The sequence below is a fragment of the Affinundibacterium seohonense genome (assembly GCF_014284305.1).
GTDB classification, from domain to species: domain Bacteria; phylum Pseudomonadota; class Gammaproteobacteria; order Burkholderiales; family Burkholderiaceae_D; genus Undibacterium; species Undibacterium seohonense.
The window spans coordinates 211,743-228,652 of record NZ_JACOFW010000001.1 but is presented as its reverse complement, the minus strand read 5'-3'; the positions used below and the strand labels follow the sequence as shown (position 1 = coordinate 228,652).

The 16,910-nt window shown below is 45.4% G+C and carries 17 protein-coding genes and 1 other RNA gene; 3 read left to right on the top strand and 15 right to left on the bottom strand.

Going from position 1 to position 16,910, the window contains the following annotated elements:
- Positions 1-6: 6 nt before the first annotated feature.
- From H8K52_RS00980 to H8K52_RS00970, 3 genes are all read right to left on the bottom strand, one after another.
- On the bottom strand, positions 7-528 hold the full coding sequence (locus tag H8K52_RS00980; protein WP_315469086.1) for a GspH/FimT family pseudopilin: 522 nt from the start codon (positions 526-528) through the stop codon (positions 7-9).
- The gene (gspG, locus tag H8K52_RS00975; protein ID WP_186920640.1) at positions 516-977 is read right to left on the bottom strand and encodes a type II secretion system major pseudopilin GspG; all 462 of its coding nucleotides are present in this window, start codon (positions 975-977) and stop codon (positions 516-518) included. Before gspG ends, H8K52_RS00980 begins: the two co-directional genes overlap by 13 nt.
- Positions 978-1,213: 236 nt before the next feature.
- Positions 1,214-1,396 (bottom strand): DUF1289 domain-containing protein, encoded by a 183-nt coding sequence (locus H8K52_RS00970; RefSeq protein WP_186920639.1) that lies wholly within the window; start codon positions 1,394-1,396, stop codon positions 1,214-1,216.
- 178 nt (positions 1,397-1,574) lie between these two features.
- Between H8K52_RS00970 and H8K52_RS00965 the strand changes: the two genes are divergently transcribed.
- Entirely contained in the window at positions 1,575-2,174 is a 600-nt protein-coding gene (locus H8K52_RS00965) for a MarC family protein (protein WP_186920638.1), read from the top strand.
- A gap of 26 nt (positions 2,175-2,200) precedes the next feature.
- Here H8K52_RS00965 and H8K52_RS00960 read toward each other — a convergent pair whose 3' ends face one another.
- From H8K52_RS00960 to ubiD, 6 genes are all read right to left on the bottom strand, one after another.
- Complete coding sequence (locus tag H8K52_RS00960) at positions 2,201-3,454, bottom strand: CaiB/BaiF CoA transferase family protein (RefSeq protein ID WP_246464181.1); 1,254 nt, start codon at positions 3,452-3,454, stop codon at positions 2,201-2,203.
- Positions 3,454-4,050 carry a recombination mediator RecR gene (gene recR / locus H8K52_RS00955; RefSeq protein ID WP_186920637.1) on the bottom strand — a complete coding sequence of 199 codons (597 nt, stop codon included), beginning with the start codon at positions 4,048-4,050 and terminating at the stop codon, positions 3,454-3,456. The genes H8K52_RS00960 and recR overlap by 1 nt, the downstream gene beginning before the upstream one ends.
- An 87-nt stretch (positions 4,051-4,137) precedes the next feature.
- On the bottom strand, positions 4,138-4,464 hold the full coding sequence (locus H8K52_RS00950) for a YbaB/EbfC family nucleoid-associated protein (protein WP_186889702.1): 327 nt from the start codon (positions 4,462-4,464) through the stop codon (positions 4,138-4,140).
- 80 nt (positions 4,465-4,544) lie between these two features.
- Positions 4,545-6,917 (bottom strand): DNA polymerase III subunit gamma/tau, encoded by a 2,373-nt coding sequence (locus H8K52_RS00945; protein WP_186920636.1) that lies wholly within the window; start codon positions 6,915-6,917, stop codon positions 4,545-4,547.
- A 318-nt stretch (positions 6,918-7,235) separates the two neighbouring features.
- Positions 7,236-7,334: signal recognition particle sRNA small type (gene ffs, locus H8K52_RS00940), an RNA gene on the bottom strand.
- A 67-nt stretch (positions 7,335-7,401) separates the two neighbouring features.
- The gene (gene ubiD / locus H8K52_RS00935) at positions 7,402-8,886 is read right to left on the bottom strand and encodes a 4-hydroxy-3-polyprenylbenzoate decarboxylase (RefSeq protein ID WP_186920635.1); all 1,485 of its coding nucleotides are present in this window, start codon (positions 8,884-8,886) and stop codon (positions 7,402-7,404) included.
- A 505-nt stretch (positions 8,887-9,391) separates the two neighbouring features.
- On the opposite strand from ubiD, the gene H8K52_RS00930 reads away from it, so the two are divergent.
- Positions 9,392-10,342 carry a lytic transglycosylase domain-containing protein gene (locus tag H8K52_RS00930; protein WP_186920634.1) on the top strand — a complete coding sequence of 317 codons (951 nt, stop codon included), beginning with the start codon at positions 9,392-9,394 and terminating at the stop codon, positions 10,340-10,342.
- A gap of 70 nt (positions 10,343-10,412) precedes the next feature.
- Here H8K52_RS00930 and H8K52_RS00925 read toward each other — a convergent pair whose 3' ends face one another.
- Positions 10,413-11,351, bottom strand: coding sequence for a LysR substrate-binding domain-containing protein (locus H8K52_RS00925; RefSeq protein WP_343044113.1), 939 nt, complete (start codon positions 11,349-11,351; stop codon positions 10,413-10,415).
- Between the two features lie 271 nt (positions 11,352-11,622).
- On the opposite strand from H8K52_RS00925, the gene H8K52_RS00920 reads away from it, so the two are divergent.
- Entirely contained in the window at positions 11,623-11,976 is a 354-nt protein-coding gene (locus H8K52_RS00920) for a DUF3224 domain-containing protein (protein WP_186920632.1), read from the top strand.
- 162 nt (positions 11,977-12,138) lie between these two features.
- Here H8K52_RS00920 and nusB read toward each other — a convergent pair whose 3' ends face one another.
- The 5 genes from nusB to H8K52_RS00895 form a co-directional block, all read right to left on the bottom strand.
- On the bottom strand, positions 12,139-12,603 hold the full coding sequence (nusB, locus tag H8K52_RS00915; RefSeq protein ID WP_186920631.1) for a transcription antitermination factor NusB: 465 nt from the start codon (positions 12,601-12,603) through the stop codon (positions 12,139-12,141).
- 95 nt (positions 12,604-12,698) lie between these two features.
- Positions 12,699-13,199: a 6,7-dimethyl-8-ribityllumazine synthase gene (gene ribH, locus H8K52_RS00910; protein WP_186920630.1), complete on the bottom strand. Its 501-nt coding sequence runs from the start codon at positions 13,197-13,199 to the stop codon at positions 12,699-12,701.
- Positions 13,200-13,278: 79 nt separating this feature from the next.
- The gene (ribBA, locus tag H8K52_RS00905) at positions 13,279-14,400 is read right to left on the bottom strand and encodes a bifunctional 3,4-dihydroxy-2-butanone-4-phosphate synthase/GTP cyclohydrolase II (RefSeq protein ID WP_186920629.1); all 1,122 of its coding nucleotides are present in this window, start codon (positions 14,398-14,400) and stop codon (positions 13,279-13,281) included.
- Positions 14,401-14,473: 73 nt separating this feature from the next.
- A complete protein-coding gene (gene trhP / locus H8K52_RS00900) occupies positions 14,474-15,859 on the bottom strand; it encodes a prephenate-dependent tRNA uridine(34) hydroxylase TrhP (RefSeq protein ID WP_186920628.1) in 1,386 nt (461 codons plus the stop codon).
- 124 nt (positions 15,860-15,983) lie between these two features.
- On the bottom strand, positions 15,984-16,874 hold the full coding sequence (locus H8K52_RS00895) for a DMT family transporter (RefSeq protein WP_222613635.1): 891 nt from the start codon (positions 16,872-16,874) through the stop codon (positions 15,984-15,986).
- Positions 16,875-16,910: the final 36 nt, after the last annotated feature.

Here is a 16,910-nt window from a genome sequence, read left to right as displayed (position 1 = left end):
CGCGACCTACTCCACTACGAAATGGCCAACACCATCCGCATTGATTGAAACTTGATCTGAACCCACACGCAAGATCATCGTAAATGGCCGACTCACAGGTTCGCGCCCAAAAATGATTCTGAGCTTTTCTGCCGCAGCGGTATCATTGGAAATAATGCTTAATTTCGTTTCGGGAAAAGTAAATTCGCGTCCACGCAAAGTATCAAGATCGACGATCTTCTCCCATTTATTATCATTCAAAATCAGGAATTGATAGCCTTGCTCAAACACTTCAAATGCAGTTTGACGATTACGTACAATCGCCTCTTCTCTGGCCAATTGAAGTAATAAAGAGATTCTTTGTGCATCAGTCTGCAAGCGCTGGCGTGTACTTTGAACCGCATTCAAAGACACCGCCCCCAGCATGATACCCATGATCACCAAGACCACCAGTAACTCCAACAAGGTAAAGCCGGAGTGACGTGTGCGATCTGGTCGCTTGATTTGCGCGGACACCGAATCAGCGTAATCGGTATTTAGAGATCCCACGAACCGATATCGGCATCATAACCAGCACCACCCGGTTTACCATCTTGTCCGTAAGAGAATATTTCGATATCTGATTTTAAACCTGGCGACATATATTGATAAGGATTGCCCCAAGGATCTTTAGCTAACTTGGAAATATAGCCTTCCGTTTTATAACCATTCGCGGCAGGACCGCTAGTAGGCTTCGTGATCAAAGCTTGCAAGCCTTGATCTGTCGTTGGGTAACGCAAATTATCTAGTTTATACATCTTGAGCGCACCCAGCATAGTGGAGATATCCTGCTTGGCTTGCAGAACTCGAGCATCGTCTGTACGCCCCATTAATTTAGGCACAACCAAGCCAGCCAATATACCCATGATGACGAGCACAATCATAATTTCAATCAGAGTGAACCCTTTGTTCAAAATCTGCTGACGGCCATTTGTTTGCTTAACACTTAAATTCTTCATTTCATTCTCATTACATTATTACGTTGAATTATTTTTCACTCATTACGTATAGTCACCGAACAATCATTACCAAATTGCGCCTTGATAATAACAAAAACTTACGGCAGAAATCCTAACATGAAAAGAGCAAAAAATTAGCATTTCGATTCCATTCAAAGGAATTATTCTGTCACTCGCACAAGCTTCGAAATTATCGTTTGACAATCATTGAGATTATCAAAGTCAAGTTCAGCAAATCAGTTCCTACGAGGATAGCCCCCAGCCAATATACGTTCCCAAACCACATTTTTTTGTTCTTGCGTCATGAACACCCAATCTGCGACCTCAGCGACAGTTCGACCGCACCCACGGCAAACATCGTCAAAGGTAGTCGAACACACGGCAACACAGGGTGTATCTGGTCGATTATTTTTTTCCATTCCTAACTTTTCAATGTAATTTCTTGGTGATGCGGCATCACGCACACTCTTCTTACAACATGATACAGCGATTTATTTCTTTAGCCCACGAGAAAGGCACAAATGATTGACCGCAGTGTAAAACAACCGCAAAATCCGTCTTCAACAATTCCAAATAAATCAATCAAAACTCTTCACTATGACCCAAGACTTTTTTCAAGCTTTTATATTACTGATACTTGTAACCGATCCTTTCGGTAACATTCCCATTTTCGTCAGCGCACTGTCGACTGTCACCCCTGAACGACGTTGGCGAGTCGTTGTGCGCGAATGCGCCATTGCTTTTGTATTGCTCTTATTATTTATGTTTTTCGGAAAACACTTTTTACATGCACTTCAATTATCAGAAGTAGCACTGCGCATTGGTGGCGGTGTGATCTTATTCCTGATTGCTTTACGTATGGTTTTTCCGCAAGAAGGCGGGGTATTTGGCGCGACCGAGGGCGATAGTGAGCCTTTTATCGTACCCTTAGCAATTCCCGCCTTGGCCGGCCCCTCGTCATTAGCGACAGTTTTGCTTTTTTCGTCAGACAGTCACTCTGAAGTTGTTATCCATGTCGGCGCTTTGGTAGCTGTCGCCCTAGTCTGGTTGGCTGTACTACTGGGCGCTGAACGCATGCAAAGAGCTCTAGGTGAACGCACCATGACCGCCGTAGAACGCCTAATGGGCTTAATCCTGACGGCAATGGCAGTAGAAATGTTGTTGGCCGGTATCCGCGAGTATCTGAAAACTTTATAAATCTCACATAAGTAAGAGCAACAAGTTCAAATAATTTGTTGCTCTTTAAACGTTTTGATTTGCGCTTCGGTATACCCCAACCCGGACAAAACTTGTTCCGTGTGAGCGCCCAATTCTGGCCCCAGCCATTGTGTTTGCCCCGGCGTTTCGGATAACTTGGGACTAATCGCTGGCAGTTTCACCGAAGTACCGTCTGCGAATTGATGCTGTTCAAACATACCGCGGGCTTGAAATTGTGCATCACTCATCATGTCGCGTACTGAATAAATTTTACCCACAGGCACATCGGCGGCACGCAAAATCACTAAAGCCTGATCGATTGTCTGCGTTGAGCACCAAGCTTGAATCGCCGCATCAATCTCGGCCGTGCGCGGAACGCGACCATCATTTCTCTGTAGCGAAAGATCATGCGCCAAATCATCTCTGCCAATAGCCAACATTAAGCGATGGAAAATCGCATCGCCATTGCCAGCAATAACGATATTTTCATCGTCTGCTGTGGTGTAAGTATTTGATGGGACGATGCCTGGCAGAGCACCGCCCGTACGTTCTCGCACGACGCCAGCAAAATCGAATTCCGGCACCAAGGATTCCATCAAATTAAAGACGGACTCATATAAGGCCACATCAACCATTTGCCCCTGCCCCGCGACTGACTCAGCCCCGGACTTTCCATTCCAACGACCGCCACTCACATCGCGGTATCGTAAGGCCATCATGGCGCCGATTACACCATGCAAAGCAGCCACAGAATCGCCAATCGAAATACCAACCCGCACAGGCGGACGATCAGGATGGCCCGAAACGTAACGCAAACCACCCATCGATTCACCGATTGCACCGAAACCTGGTAAATCGCGCATAGGACCAGTTTGTCCGTAACCTGACAAACGCACCATGATCGTGGCTGGATTAATCGCTTTTAAATCATCGTAACCGAGCTGCCACTTCTCTAAAACGCCAGGTCGATAGTTCTCAATGATGATGTCTGCATCCAATGCCAATTCACGTGCAATTTGCTGCGCTTGTGACGTCTTCATATTGAGCGTAATACTCTTCTTGTTTCTGGCTTGCACACTCCACCACAGAGAGGTGCCATCTTTCAACACCCGCCAATGGCGCAAAGGATCGCCACCATCAGGCGCCTCGATTTTAATCACCTCAGCACCAAACTCCGCCAGCATGCGAGAACAAAATGGTCCGGCGATCAAGGTCCCCAATTCAAGCACTTTCACGCCCGCTAGTGGCCCCATTTTTGCATTCACATCGGCATTCGACATTAAGTCACCCGTCTATCTAACATCGCCCGCGCTATCGTACCCGGATCGACATATTCCAACTCACCTCCAACTGGCACACCACGCGCCAGTCGACTGACGTGCAGTCCACGTGATTTTAAAGTCTCGCTGATGTAATGCGCGGTCGCTTCACCTTCATTATTGAAATTGGTAGCCAACACAACCTCTTTAACGATGCCATCCGTCGCACGCTGGATTAATTTTTCTAAATGAATGTCCTGCGGACCAACACCATCAAGCGGAGACAAGCGTCCCATCAATACAAAATACAAGCCTTTAAACGTCATCGTTTGTTCGATCATCAATTGATCGCTAGGGGACTCAACGACACAAAGCATAGACAAATCACGTTGATTATCTGCACAGGTATCACAAACTTCATTCTCCGTAAACGTGTTACAAGAACGACAGTTATGCACCATATTTAAGGCATTGAGCATCGCCTTCCCGATCTGTTCCGCACCCTCCCTATCATGTTGCAACAAATGATAAGTCATACGCAAAGCAGACTTAGGACCGACACCGGGCAAGCGTCGCAAAGCTTCAGCAAGCTGTTCCAAACTACTTAATGTTTTCACTCGGCATTCTCAATGAAAGAAGCGCATCAAAATTTGATGCGCTTCGGAATAGTAAAAAATAGCAGACTAATGAATCGTCAAGACCGATTAGAACGGCATCTTAAAACCAGGTGGCAATGGCATGCCAGCCGTCAATCCAGCCATTTTTTCTTGGCTAGTCGCCTCTGCTTTACGCACGGCATCGTTAAACGCTGCGGCAACCAGATCCTCCAACATATCTTTATCATCAGCCAGCAAAGATGGATCGATCGTCACGCGCTTTACATCATTCTTACAAGTCATTACAACCCGCACCAAACCAGCACCAGACTGCCCTTCAACCTCAACCAATGCCAATTGATCTTGGGCTTTTTTCATATTATCTTGCATCGCTTGCGCTTGCTTCATCAAGCCTGCTAATTGATTTTTCATCATAATAAATTCTCCTAAATAAAACGAATAAATAAAGTCTTGGTTCCGAGTTCGTCACACTTACTAACGAATCAAAATGTTTACTAGATTGGACGTATGCTGCCTGTCAAAATGCTAGCGCCAAATTCACGCATTAGCGTCTGCACGAATCCATCTGATTGAATTGCCTGCTCGGCCTGAACTTGGCGTTCGGCACGTTCGGCTACCGCTTGCGCATTGGCAGTCTGCTCCACAGCACCAATTTCAAAATCAATACGAATTTCACGTCCGAATTCTGCGAAGCGCTCATTCAATGCAGCGCTGAGTTTTTCTCCACTCCCTGCAGATAATAAAGTCTGCAACGGAACGCACAACTTGAACTGAATGGCGTTACCGTTGACGGCACAATGCCTCAATTCACTTTGTTGCGCCAATTGTTGCGCGACACCCCGAACGGGCAAGGAAGCAGCCAAATTTGGCCAATGACCGTCCCAGTTTATTTCCGCCATAGGCATTGACTGCAAAAGCTTTGCAATTGGAGACGGCATCACTTCCATAGTCGCGGTCGCGATATTGCTACTCACCGCCTCTGATGCAAGATTGTCTTGCGATGCTAGAATTTGACTTTCTTGATCATCTGCCATCGACGGCATCTTTTCCATCGCAGGCGCTGTAACCACAAGCCCCGGGACATTCAATCCTACATCTACTGGCGCGGGAGACGTTTCCATTGGCAATTCATCAGAACTATCTTCATTCCAATAGTCAGTTTCTTGCATCTCTTTATGACGTCCAATATGTGGCTGCGAAGCCTGAACTTCAAATGCTTGAGATTCAAAGTCATCCCAAGGTGGCGGCATATTGCTATCGCTAGTGGGTATTGGCATCTTATCGGCATGAGAAGAATGCGCGATTGTCGTGGCTCTTGGAGTCGATTCGGGAACCGACACCAGAGGCGCAATCCCAACATTTCGTGATTCAGTCGACACTTCGGCTCGGACGGTGTCAATCGATGCCGCAGGCATCACATTTGAAGTTGAGGCAGACGCCGCGGCTGTCGGATTGCCTACCTTTTTACCACTAGCTGCCCGCGCTGCTGCTAATGCGGCCATCGCTGGACTTATCGGTTTCGATGCCGGCGCCACACTTGTTAATGGCGTTGCCACTGGCGCAACTACTAATGCAGGAGCAGAAAGCTCTGGCGACATCGACTGGAGGGGCTGCACTACGGCGGGAGCATTCACCGGACTTTGCAGACACTCCTGAGAAACACGCTGCGCGATTGCTGGCCCAGGGGTAGCTACCGTACTAGTCAGCATATTGGGCGCCAAATTTGTGGACGATCGACGACTTATACCACCGCCACCACCGCCACTCGAGGAAGAAGCGACCGATGCCGGTCTGAACGCCAACATACGTAACAGCGTCATGCTAAAACCCGCATATTCATCAGGTGCAAGTCCAATTTCATTTCGACCATGAACCACGATCTGATAATACAACTGTACGTCTTCTTTATTAAAGCTTTGAGCAAGTCGCAACAACTCACTGCGCTCGGGCAAATCTTCTGCCAACGCAGATGGCACCATTTGGGCAATCGCTATTTGGTGCAACATGCTGCCTAAATCCTGCAATGCCGCTTTATACGACAAGCTACGAGCTGACATTTCATCAGCCACAGCCAATAAAGCTGCCCCATCTTCGTCGACGAGCGCATCTAGCAAGCGAATTAAATACGATTGATCAAGCGCGCCCAACATACTCTGCACGGCATCCAAACTAACTTTACCGGCGGCATAAGCAATAGCTTGATCAGTTAAAGACAGCGCATCGCGCATAGAACCGTGTGCACCTTGAGCTAACAGACGCAATGCAGAAACCTCAAAATCGATATGCTCTTGCCCTAAAATATTTTCAAGATGCCCGACGATATGCCCTGGCGGCATTTGCTTCAAATTAAATTGCAGGCAACGAGATAAAACCGTGACCGGTATTTTTTGCGGATCGGTCGTTGCCAGAATAAACTTGACGTGCTCAGGCGGCTCTTCTAAAGTCTTTAACATCGAGTTAAAGGCATGGTTGGTCAACATATGCACCTCGTCTATCATGTAGACTTTAAAACGTGCATTCGAGGGTGCGTAAATCGCCTGTTCGAGCAGTGATGCCATCTCATCGACACCGCGGTTAGAGGCCGCATCCATTTCTATGTAATCAACAAATCGTCCTGCATCAATCGACGTACACGCGTCACAAACCCCACAAGGCTTTGCAGTTATACCTTTTTCACAGTTGAATGATTTTGCCAAAATACGGGATAAGGTCGTTTTGCCGACACCACGTGTCCCGGTGAACAAATAAGCGTGATGCAAACGTTGCTGGTCTAGTGCGTGAGATAGAGCACGCACAACGTGCTCTTGACCAACCAGAGTTTCAAAACTTTTGGGGCGATATTTTCGGGCGAGGACTTGATAGGACATCTTGCAATTTTACCTTATTCTTGTGCGCAAAAAGTCGCGACTAATGATAGAAACCATTGCAGATTATTATGCGGTCAATCGCATTTCCATCAGAAACAGGACTGCTCATAATATCGCTGCTGCATTCTAAAGAATTTTGCGCAAATTGACAGCTTCTATTTGCATGACGAATGAGATTTACCAGATGAGTCCACAGTAATCAACTTTAGGATCAACTATAAAAACTAGTTAGACAAACTGTTTGCCAGTTAACAGTCAATAATGTGGAAAGGAATCAAATTGCGAAAATCGAGTATGGAGCTAGTCCAGATAAGAGAAAGAGGCGAGCCTGATCTGCGGCACTTACGGGAAATGACTGTGGCTGCTTCGTTCCCGACCTGACCAGATTGGCCACGCCGCAATGCGCAGGGGCCCGCCAACCCAAATTATAACGCATTGCTCGACATTCGTGAATGAAAAATCAAATTCAAAAAAAGACCGACCATTACAGACCGAGTTCTTGCCAGATATTATCAATGCGCTTTTTGACCTCGGGCGACATTTGAATTGTCGTACCCCATTCACGCGTGGTTTCACCTGGCCACTTATTGGTTGCATCCAAACCCATCTTGCTACCCAAGCCACTAATCGGCGAGGCAAAATCCAAGTAATCAATTGGTGTGTTATCCACCATCGTTGTGTCGCGAATTGGATCTACACGTGTTGTGATCGCCCATATGACTTCTTTCCAGTCACGGATATTCACGTCTTCATCAACCACAATAATGAATTTAGTGTACATAAATTGACGCAAGAAACTCCACACACCAAACATCACACGCTTTGCATGACCGGCATAGGATTTTTTAATTTGCACCACGGCCATTCGATAACTGCACCCTTCTGGTGGCAGATAAAAATCGGTGATTTCCGGAAACTGCTTCTGCAGCAAAGGAATGAAAACCTCATTCAATGCCACGCCCAAAATCGCAGGTTCATCTGGCGGTTTTCCAGTATAAGTCGAATGATAGATAGGGTTCCTTCGCATGGTAATTCTATCTATCGTAAACACTGGAAAACTATCTTGCTCATTATAGTATCCAGTATGATCCCCATACGGGCCCTCCAACGCATGTTCATAGCCACTAGGATGAGATTCATCTGGATAGATGTGTCCTTCCAATACAATCTCAGCAGATGCAGGCACTCTGAGCTCACTTCCAATTGCTTTCACCAATTCGGTGCGACTACCACGCAATAGGCCTGCAAACTGATATTCAGACAGACTATCAGGTACTGGAGTAACCGCCCCCAGAATAGTCGCCGGATCAGCACCAAGCGCGACTGCAATTGGATATGGCTGACCTTTAGATGATAAAGCATGCTCACGAAAATCCAAGGCACCACCACGATGAGCAAGCCAGCGCATGATGACTTTATTTCGACTCAAAACTTGTTGGCGATAGATCCCCAAATTTTGACGTTTTTTATGCGGACCTTTTGTAATCACCAAGCCCCAGGTGATCAATGGTGCCACATCACCCGGCCAGCAGTGCTGAATAGGTAAACGACTTAGGTCAACATCATTCCCTTCCCAAACGATTTCCTGGCAAGGCGCGCTGCGCAACTCCTTGGGAGCCATATCCCACACAGCTTTTACGAGGGAACCAAGTCCAAGAATATCTTTAAATCCTTTCGGTGGCTCTGGCTCCTTCAAGGAGGAAAGTACGTGCCCAATTTTTCTCAACTCGGTGATATCGCTTGCCCCCATCCCCATTGCGACCCGTTTCGGCGTTCCGAATAAATTACCTAAAACTGGAATCGAGTGATCCTTTGGATTCATAAAAAGCAGCGCTGGTCCCTCTGCGCGCAAAGTGCGATCACAAATTTCAGTCATCTCCAGGTATGTCGAGACGGGTGTAACTATTTGTTTTAATTGATTTTGTTGCTGCAATTGGGAAATAAAGTCCCTTAAATCTGTATATTTCATCTTTTTTTACGATTTCGATTAATCAAAGATTTTACTTAAAACACATCGGCAAGTGATTGATTTTATTAGGTTTTGCTGCATAGCAGCAAATTTATAAGATTCAAAAGTAGTAAAGAACTCATTCTATAGTATTGACTTGATATAAATGCCCCCCTACAATTCGCCCAACTTTGAAAACCACTGAATTGATTTACAGTAATATTTCAAAGTCGAATTCGAGTTCAACGAAAAATTCTGACGTTCGAACACGAAAATGGGAATCGGGATCTCATTCATGAGTAAGGACAAGAAATCTCCTTACATCAAATCAGGCGAAAGCCCAACCCGAATATCGTTATTTATTCTTTTCTGCCATGCCAATGCAAGACCGAAAAGAATGGAAAACTCCGGCGTCTTAGGCATAGCGTATTTTCACTACCTAGACGATGTTTCTGATTCGCAGATGTGCATGATTACCAGCCAATGGTGAACATGCGTGACACTTCTCGACAATTCAGGAGGTTGCATGCTTCACAATTTCATTTTAACAGCTCGCTCACCAAGCAAGTGCATATCTGCAGAAAAAGAGATGGCGCGCTTATTAGCAAACAAAACAAAGGTGGCACCGCTGACCACTGCATTACAGTTTACTTCAGGCTTAGGACTACTTGCACTATTCACACTCACATGCATGTTTTTCAATCCAGAACTTGCAAACAAATTTCAATCAATTTCGCCCTTCAGCAATGAAGTGATCAGCAATTCTGAAACCAAAACTACAGAACCTGATTTAGCTCTATTGATGGCCTCACCGCAACTAATTTCTAACGTCAACAATCAAGAAATTGGCAGCGATAGTGAACCCACGACCGCAGCAGTCAGCAGATCCCTCATTGGCAATCAACGCCAACAACAACTAGTCACAAGCTGGCTCTCAAAACGTTACAGAGTCGCCGATGAGGCGATTGATATGTTGGTATCAGCAACCTATTTAACTGCGAAAGAAACCAAGTTAGATCCATTATTGATTTTATCAGTAATTGCTATCGAGTCTCGTTTCAATCCTTTTTCAGAAAGCCCGGTTGGAGCGCAGGGGCTCATGCAAGTCATGTCAAAAATCCATCATGAAAAATTTTCTGACTTGGGTGGAATTAAAGCAGCACTGAATCCAATCGCCAACATTAAAGTCGGCGCCATGATTTTAAAAGAATATGTTTCTAACGCCGGCTCTATCGAAGCAGGTCTGAAGCGCTATGTTGGTGCGGCAGAAAATGAAACCGATGGCGGATATGGTAGCTTAGTGATGGCTGAATATAAGCGTTTGAAAGATGTAGCAGCAGGTAAATCAGTATCAATTTATTCGACCACTGCAAAGCCGACCATGATTGCTCGCCCACAAGAAAACATCATTGAAAAACGCAATGATGAAATTACTCAGCGTTCCGCCATTAATACCGACCAAGTTGCAGGAATTTAATTCAGTAATCAGTCGTCGAAGCAGTTACGAATGATGCGTTCAGAGAGATTCAACGAACGCATCATATCCACTAGAGCACAGCAATACCGCCGCCAGTACTAGACCTCGCATCAAAACCAAAATCATACTCTTTCGCGACTTTAATCACAGCATCTCGAAAGTCATGCATGAGTTGCGAACGAATTCCACCACCCGGATATGCCAACACATATTCATAGCTAATATTGCCCGCAAATGGCCTGACGACCACGCCATTTGCCTTCCAAATTTTTGCGGCAAATGGCTCGACAATAGACAAACCGAGACCGTTCGCAACCATTGCATAACGCGTATGTGAAGTGTGTGTTTTAATCACATTACGTGGAACACTTCCAGCCGCAGCCAAACTTTTCCGTTCTTTCTCATAATTTTGAGAAATAATCGGCACCCATCCAATCATATTTTCGCCGTCTAAATCGCTAGGATAAATAATTTCTTTATGCGTTAGCCGATGCCCATCGGGCATCGCACACATGACATTCACCTTTAAAATCTTTTCAATTTCGATACCCGCAAATGGTGGAAAATCGAGCGCAATTGCCATATCCACTTTCATATCCTGCAATCGCACTAAAATTTCGGGACCATTGCATGTATCAACCGTTACCGGTACATCAGGATGATATTTAAAAAACTCCTTTAGAACCAAAGGCATCAAAGTCGTTGAAAGCACGAATAGGCAAGCAACCGAAATCCCCTCAGGTGTCTCGTTACGAATATTGCTAGCGACTTGGCTCAAGCGTTCCAATCCAAGAAAATTTTCCTCAACGGCACGATAAAAACGTACACCTGCAGTTGTTGGTTCTAAACGGCCCTTGGAACGATTGAACAGACGAAAACCGAGACTATCCTCCAAATCCGACACCAGCCTACTAATTGCTGGCTGCGTAATATTCATCTTTCTAGCTGCACCGATACTCGTACCCGAGACCATAAGGCAACGAAATGCCTCAATTTGCCTAAATTTCATCATATAATTAATATTGTTTAAGTTAAAATTATTTCAGAAATGCAACCACCCTATAATAAAATCACATTAAGTATGCGAATTTGTGAGTGGACATGATACTTGAATTTTGAAATACTCAACCATGAATACAAATAAGAGACGTGAAGTCCAACTCGTATTTACATAATAAGAACAAAACATATTCAAAAGTTAATTTATATACCGATTGACATTTTGAAAATCCTTGGGGAGAACAATAATGCTGGCATGTGGGACAGTAAAACTTTTTGGCATGGATGAAAAATTGGACCTAACGACAGGTTTGCGCAGATCCAAACTAACTCATCTGTATCTTGGCGATATCGAAGCGGAGTCACGTTTTGAATGCTTGGCGTTTGCCGGCACGACTGGCACATCAAATTTTGTTGGCCTAGAATATCTGACCGGAAAAATCGGTGATCGGGTTGGTGGCTTTATTTTGCAGCACATCGGATCAATGAAATCAGGTCAATCGATAAGTACCTTGAATGTAGTCTCGGGCTCAGGAACAGGTGATTTCACGGGCATCAAAGGACATGGAAGAACCACCTGGAGCACAACCGGCAATGATGCATCTCAAGTCTTGCTTGAATATAGCTTCGAGTAAAAGACTCGTCGGGCACGGCGGGTAGTTGAAACCTACTGCTATGCGAAACTATAGAGAAAATTTACGTATCAAAAATACGCTGTAAAAAAGCCCCAGCCAAATCAATCAACTGGGGCTTTTCATCATTCGCAACTACAAGTAACAGAGTACCGAAATTTGCTATTACTTCCTACTATCGACTTCAGTCGCACGTAATCGGGTAGCAAGTTTGTCTAACACACCATTGACATACTTGTGCCCATCTTGCCCACCAAACGACTTTGTCAATTCAACAGCCTCATTGATAATCACTCGGTATGGAATTTCGATATGATTTTTCATTTCATACGCGCCAATTAACAATGCAGCGTGTTCAATTGGAGACAACTCTGCCACACCACGATCGATAAATGGCGAAAACTCTTCACGAAGTTGAATGGATTGATTGATAGCGCCGTGAAGTAATGCATCAAAATGCTCACGATCAGCCTTATCAAAACCATGCGCTTCCCGGATATGAGCATCAATCACCCCAGAGTCCTCATTATTCAAAAGCCACTGATAAATACCCTGCAAAGCGAATTCACGAGCCCGATGACGAGGTGAGCGAGTTTTGCTTGGATTTGCATGTTGCGTACTTGATGTCATTTTATTTCCTATTTTTACAATTTATTATTTGCCTCAATGAGCATTGATTCTTCATGGCAATTAACTTTCCAACTTGAACTGCGTATCAAAACCACTTATTCTTGATCAAATTCAATGCCTTCAGTCGCTTCTGCTAGCTCTTCCAATGCCAAAGTCAAATTCGCCATTTCCACTGCAACACGGGCGGCATCGGCTCCTTTTTCTTTCATGCGGACCTCAGCTTGCTCATCGTTCTCCGTTGTTAAGATTGCGTTTGCAATTGGAAGACCAGTATCTAAAGACACTCGGCTGATACCAGCACCAGACTCGTTCGAAACCAATTCAAAATGATAAGTCTCACCTCGAATCACAGCGCCCAAAGCGATCAAAGCATCAAACTGATGCGTCGCTGCCAATTTTTGCAAAGCCAGAGGAACCTCCAACGCACCTGGTACAGTGACATGCAGAATATCCTCATCCATCACGCCTAAATTTTTCAACTCCTGCAAACAGGCATCCAACAAACCTGCGCCGATATTTTCGTTGAAACGCGCTTGCACGATACCCACACGTACACCCACGCCATCCAAATTTGATTCGTAATGTCCAACTGTCATATTATTCCCCCCGCAGTCTTGTCGACTGGATTAGTATTCTGTTCAATTAATTACTGATTGATTTCGTGTGAATTTGTGACTATGAGACCGAATTCTTCGGTCCGTCCAAGTAACCTGTGACTTCTAAATTAAAACCTGTCATTGATGGCATCTTACGTGGATTGGCCAACAGACGCATACGCCCGACACCAACATCTTTAAGAATCTGTGCACCGATCCCATAAGTACGGAGGTCCATACGCGCAGCCCGTCCTTGTGGTCGCTTTTCTGGAGTATTTAAAGCATTAAACTGCGCAAACAACCGTTCTGCAGTCTCTTCACAATTGAGCAAGACCATCACGCCACATGGTGATTTTTGAATCGTGTCCAAGGCGCTGGCAATATTCCAAGAATGCGTAGAAACCTGATTTTCCAACAAATCTAAAATTGACACTGGTTGATGAACTCGGACCAAAGCTTCCTCGGTCGCATCTATAGTGCCATGAATCAAAGCCAAATGCGCTGAATTACTGGGCAAATCACGATAGACAATCGCCTTAAACATGCCATGTACGGTATGCATATCACGCTCTGCTACACGTTGAACCATACTTTCATTTTGACTACGATAACGAATCAAATCAGCGATGGTACCAATTTTCAAATGGTGCGCCTCTGCAAACTCCATCAAGTCAGGCAGGCGTGCCATCGTTCCATCATCTTTCATGATCTCACATATGACGGAAGATGGATTTAAACCAGCCAACTCCGCGAAATCACAGCCAGCCTCAGTATGACCAGCCCGCATCAATACCCCACCTTTCTGTGCTTTGAGGGGGAAAATGTGACCTGGCTGCACAATATCATCCGCCGTCATTTTTGGATCGACTGCAACTTGAATTGTACGTGCGCGATCTGCGGCGGAAATACCTGTCGTCACGCCTTCAGCAGCTTCAATTGATACGGTGAAGTTCGTACCATAAGCAGTGCCGTTTCGCGTCGACATCATGGGCAAGTTCAGTTGTTCACAGCGTTCTTCCGTTAAAGTTAGGCAAATCAATCCTCTTCCATATTTGGCCATAAAATTAATTGCTTCAGGTGTCACGAATTCTGCAGCTAAAACCAAGTCACCTTCATTTTCTCGGTCCTCTTCATCAACCAAAATAACCATGCGCCCAGCACGCAATTCATCAACAATTTCTTGGGTATTCGAAAGTTTCATTTTATTTTCCTGTGCAGTTTCAGGTGCGGAGCAACTATACTCATTTTTTATAAGCCTGTATTTTAAGGCAGTTCTATAACATCCGTGCCAATAGGGCTTTGTCGAACTTCGCATCGAGCGGAATACGCACTTTGTGCCCGGCACCACCAATCACGTCGATCGCTTCGTTGTGCTTGTTGCGAATCTGCGCCAGATCAATTATTTCATTGCCACTTGGATGAATAATCTCAATCTTATCGCCAACAGAAAAGCGATTTTTCACTTCGACCTGAGCCCACCCATCTTCGATAGAAAGTACATTACCGACATACTGACTGCGATGCGCTTTCGACACACCTTCCATATAGTTTTGATGGTCTTGGGTATGATGACGTTGGTAAAAGCCATCGGTGTAACCACGATTTGCAAGGCCATCCAACTCACTCAGTAAGCGTTCATTAAATGGGCGCCCTGCCACTGCATCGTCAATCGCATGGCGATAAGCTTGCGCGGTACGCACAACATAGTAGAGAGATTTGGTACGGCCTTCGACTTTTAAGGAATCCACACCAATCTTGGTCAAGCGCTCGATGTGCTCAATCGCACGCAAATCTTTGGAATTCATGATGTAAGTCCCATGATCATCTTCCAAGATCGGCATAAAACTACCAGGGCGCCCCGCTTCCTCAATCAAATACGGACGATCAGCCAAAGGATGACGTGGCATGTCACCCATTGCAGAAAATGATTGATTTGCTTCTTCCAAGGCTTTGTTAAAATCAAACTGAATAGTTTCCACTGGCACGCGCTGCAAGTCACCTGTTTCGTTTTCAGTCGCGTTCTCGACCTTATAATCCCAACGGCAGGAATTGGTACATGTCCCTTGATTCGGATCTCGATGATTGAAATAGCCGGACAGCAAACAACGACCGGAATAGGCAATACACAGAGCGCCGTGCACAAACACTTCCAACTCCATTTCTGGGCAACGCTGTTTGATTTCCTCAATTTCGTCTAAAGATAGCTCCCGCGACAAGATCACGCGGGTTAAACCCATTTTTTGCCAAAATTTCACGTCAGCCCAATTCACAGCATTCGCTTGTACCGACAAATGCACATTCACTTCCGGCCATTTTTCGCGCACCATCATAATCAAACCTGGATCGGCCATAATCAAGGCATCTGGTTTCATCGCGATGACTGGTTCCATATCATTTAGATAGGTTTTTAGTTTCGAGTTATGCGGAAAAATATTACTTGCCACAAAAAAGGATTTGCCGCGCGCATGTGCACCCTCAATGCCCTGCTGCAAAATATCGAGAGTAGAAAACTCATTGTTGCGAGCTCGCAAACTATAGCGTGGTTGACCGGCATACACGGCATCCGCGCCGAAGTCGAAGGCAGCGTGCATTTTCTCCAAAGAGCCTGCTGGCAACAATAGCTCTGGTGACTTCAGTGGGGCGGTGGAAAGATTTGACATGACAACACCATCTAAAAAACCGCGCTCTCATCAAAGAAAAGAACGCTTTAAGTTAATCAATTTTACGTAATTCTTACACAAACAAATTTGCGCACCCTGCGCTAAGGCAAACGTCTCAATTTATTTAACGCACCTTTAATAGACGCTCTTCTCGAAAAGCCATCAATTCATTAAATATCAAGGCACTCAATACAACCGAACCACCTAGCAAAGTGGCTCTAGCAGGCTCTTCGCCCATGGCTAACCAAACCCAAAATGGCCCAAGGATAACTTCGAGCAAAGACAATAAAGAAATTTCAGGCGCGCTCAAACCTTTTGCAGCATGAACCATAATCATGCAAGGCAAGCCAAGTTGAAATACACCTAAGGTCGCTAAAATCAGAACGTCATGCAAGGATGCTGAGAATGGCATGGCGAATGGTAGCATCAACAGCGCCGACAACACACCACCGACCAAGACAGCAGGAATTAGATCCACATGCTGCCCACCTTTTTTTAGAATAATCACATTCGCTGCTACAGCAAATGGAACGCAAAGTGCCAATATCACACCGATCAAACCACGTGCATCAAGCGTGGAAAAGCCATCAACAAACATCCAAAGCATACCAGCGAACGCAACGAAGATTGCCAGCCAAGTCCGATTTGGAATTTTTTCCGCAAGAAAAATCCATGCAAAAATCGCCGTCAATAAAGGTGCAAAGCTTTCCACGATCAAGGCATTCGCAACCGTGGTCATGGTGAGCGCCAACATAAAGCAAGTGAACATGGCTGCCCACATGAAACCAGATGCCAACCCATAGCGACCTAGACCGACTAATCTCACTCCAAGCTTAGACTTGTGCTGCCAAGCCAACACCACAAATACGAAAATCGCTGCAAAAAAACTACGCCAAAAACTCACTTCAAATCCACGTGCAGACTCAAGCTGGCGTGACAGAACACCCGCGGTACTCCACATAGTCGGGGCAATGATCATCAACATGAGTGCCATTTTGTGGCTGGGGTGTTGCATCTGCATACTCCGGTTTAGAAAGCAGAAACCCGCTTG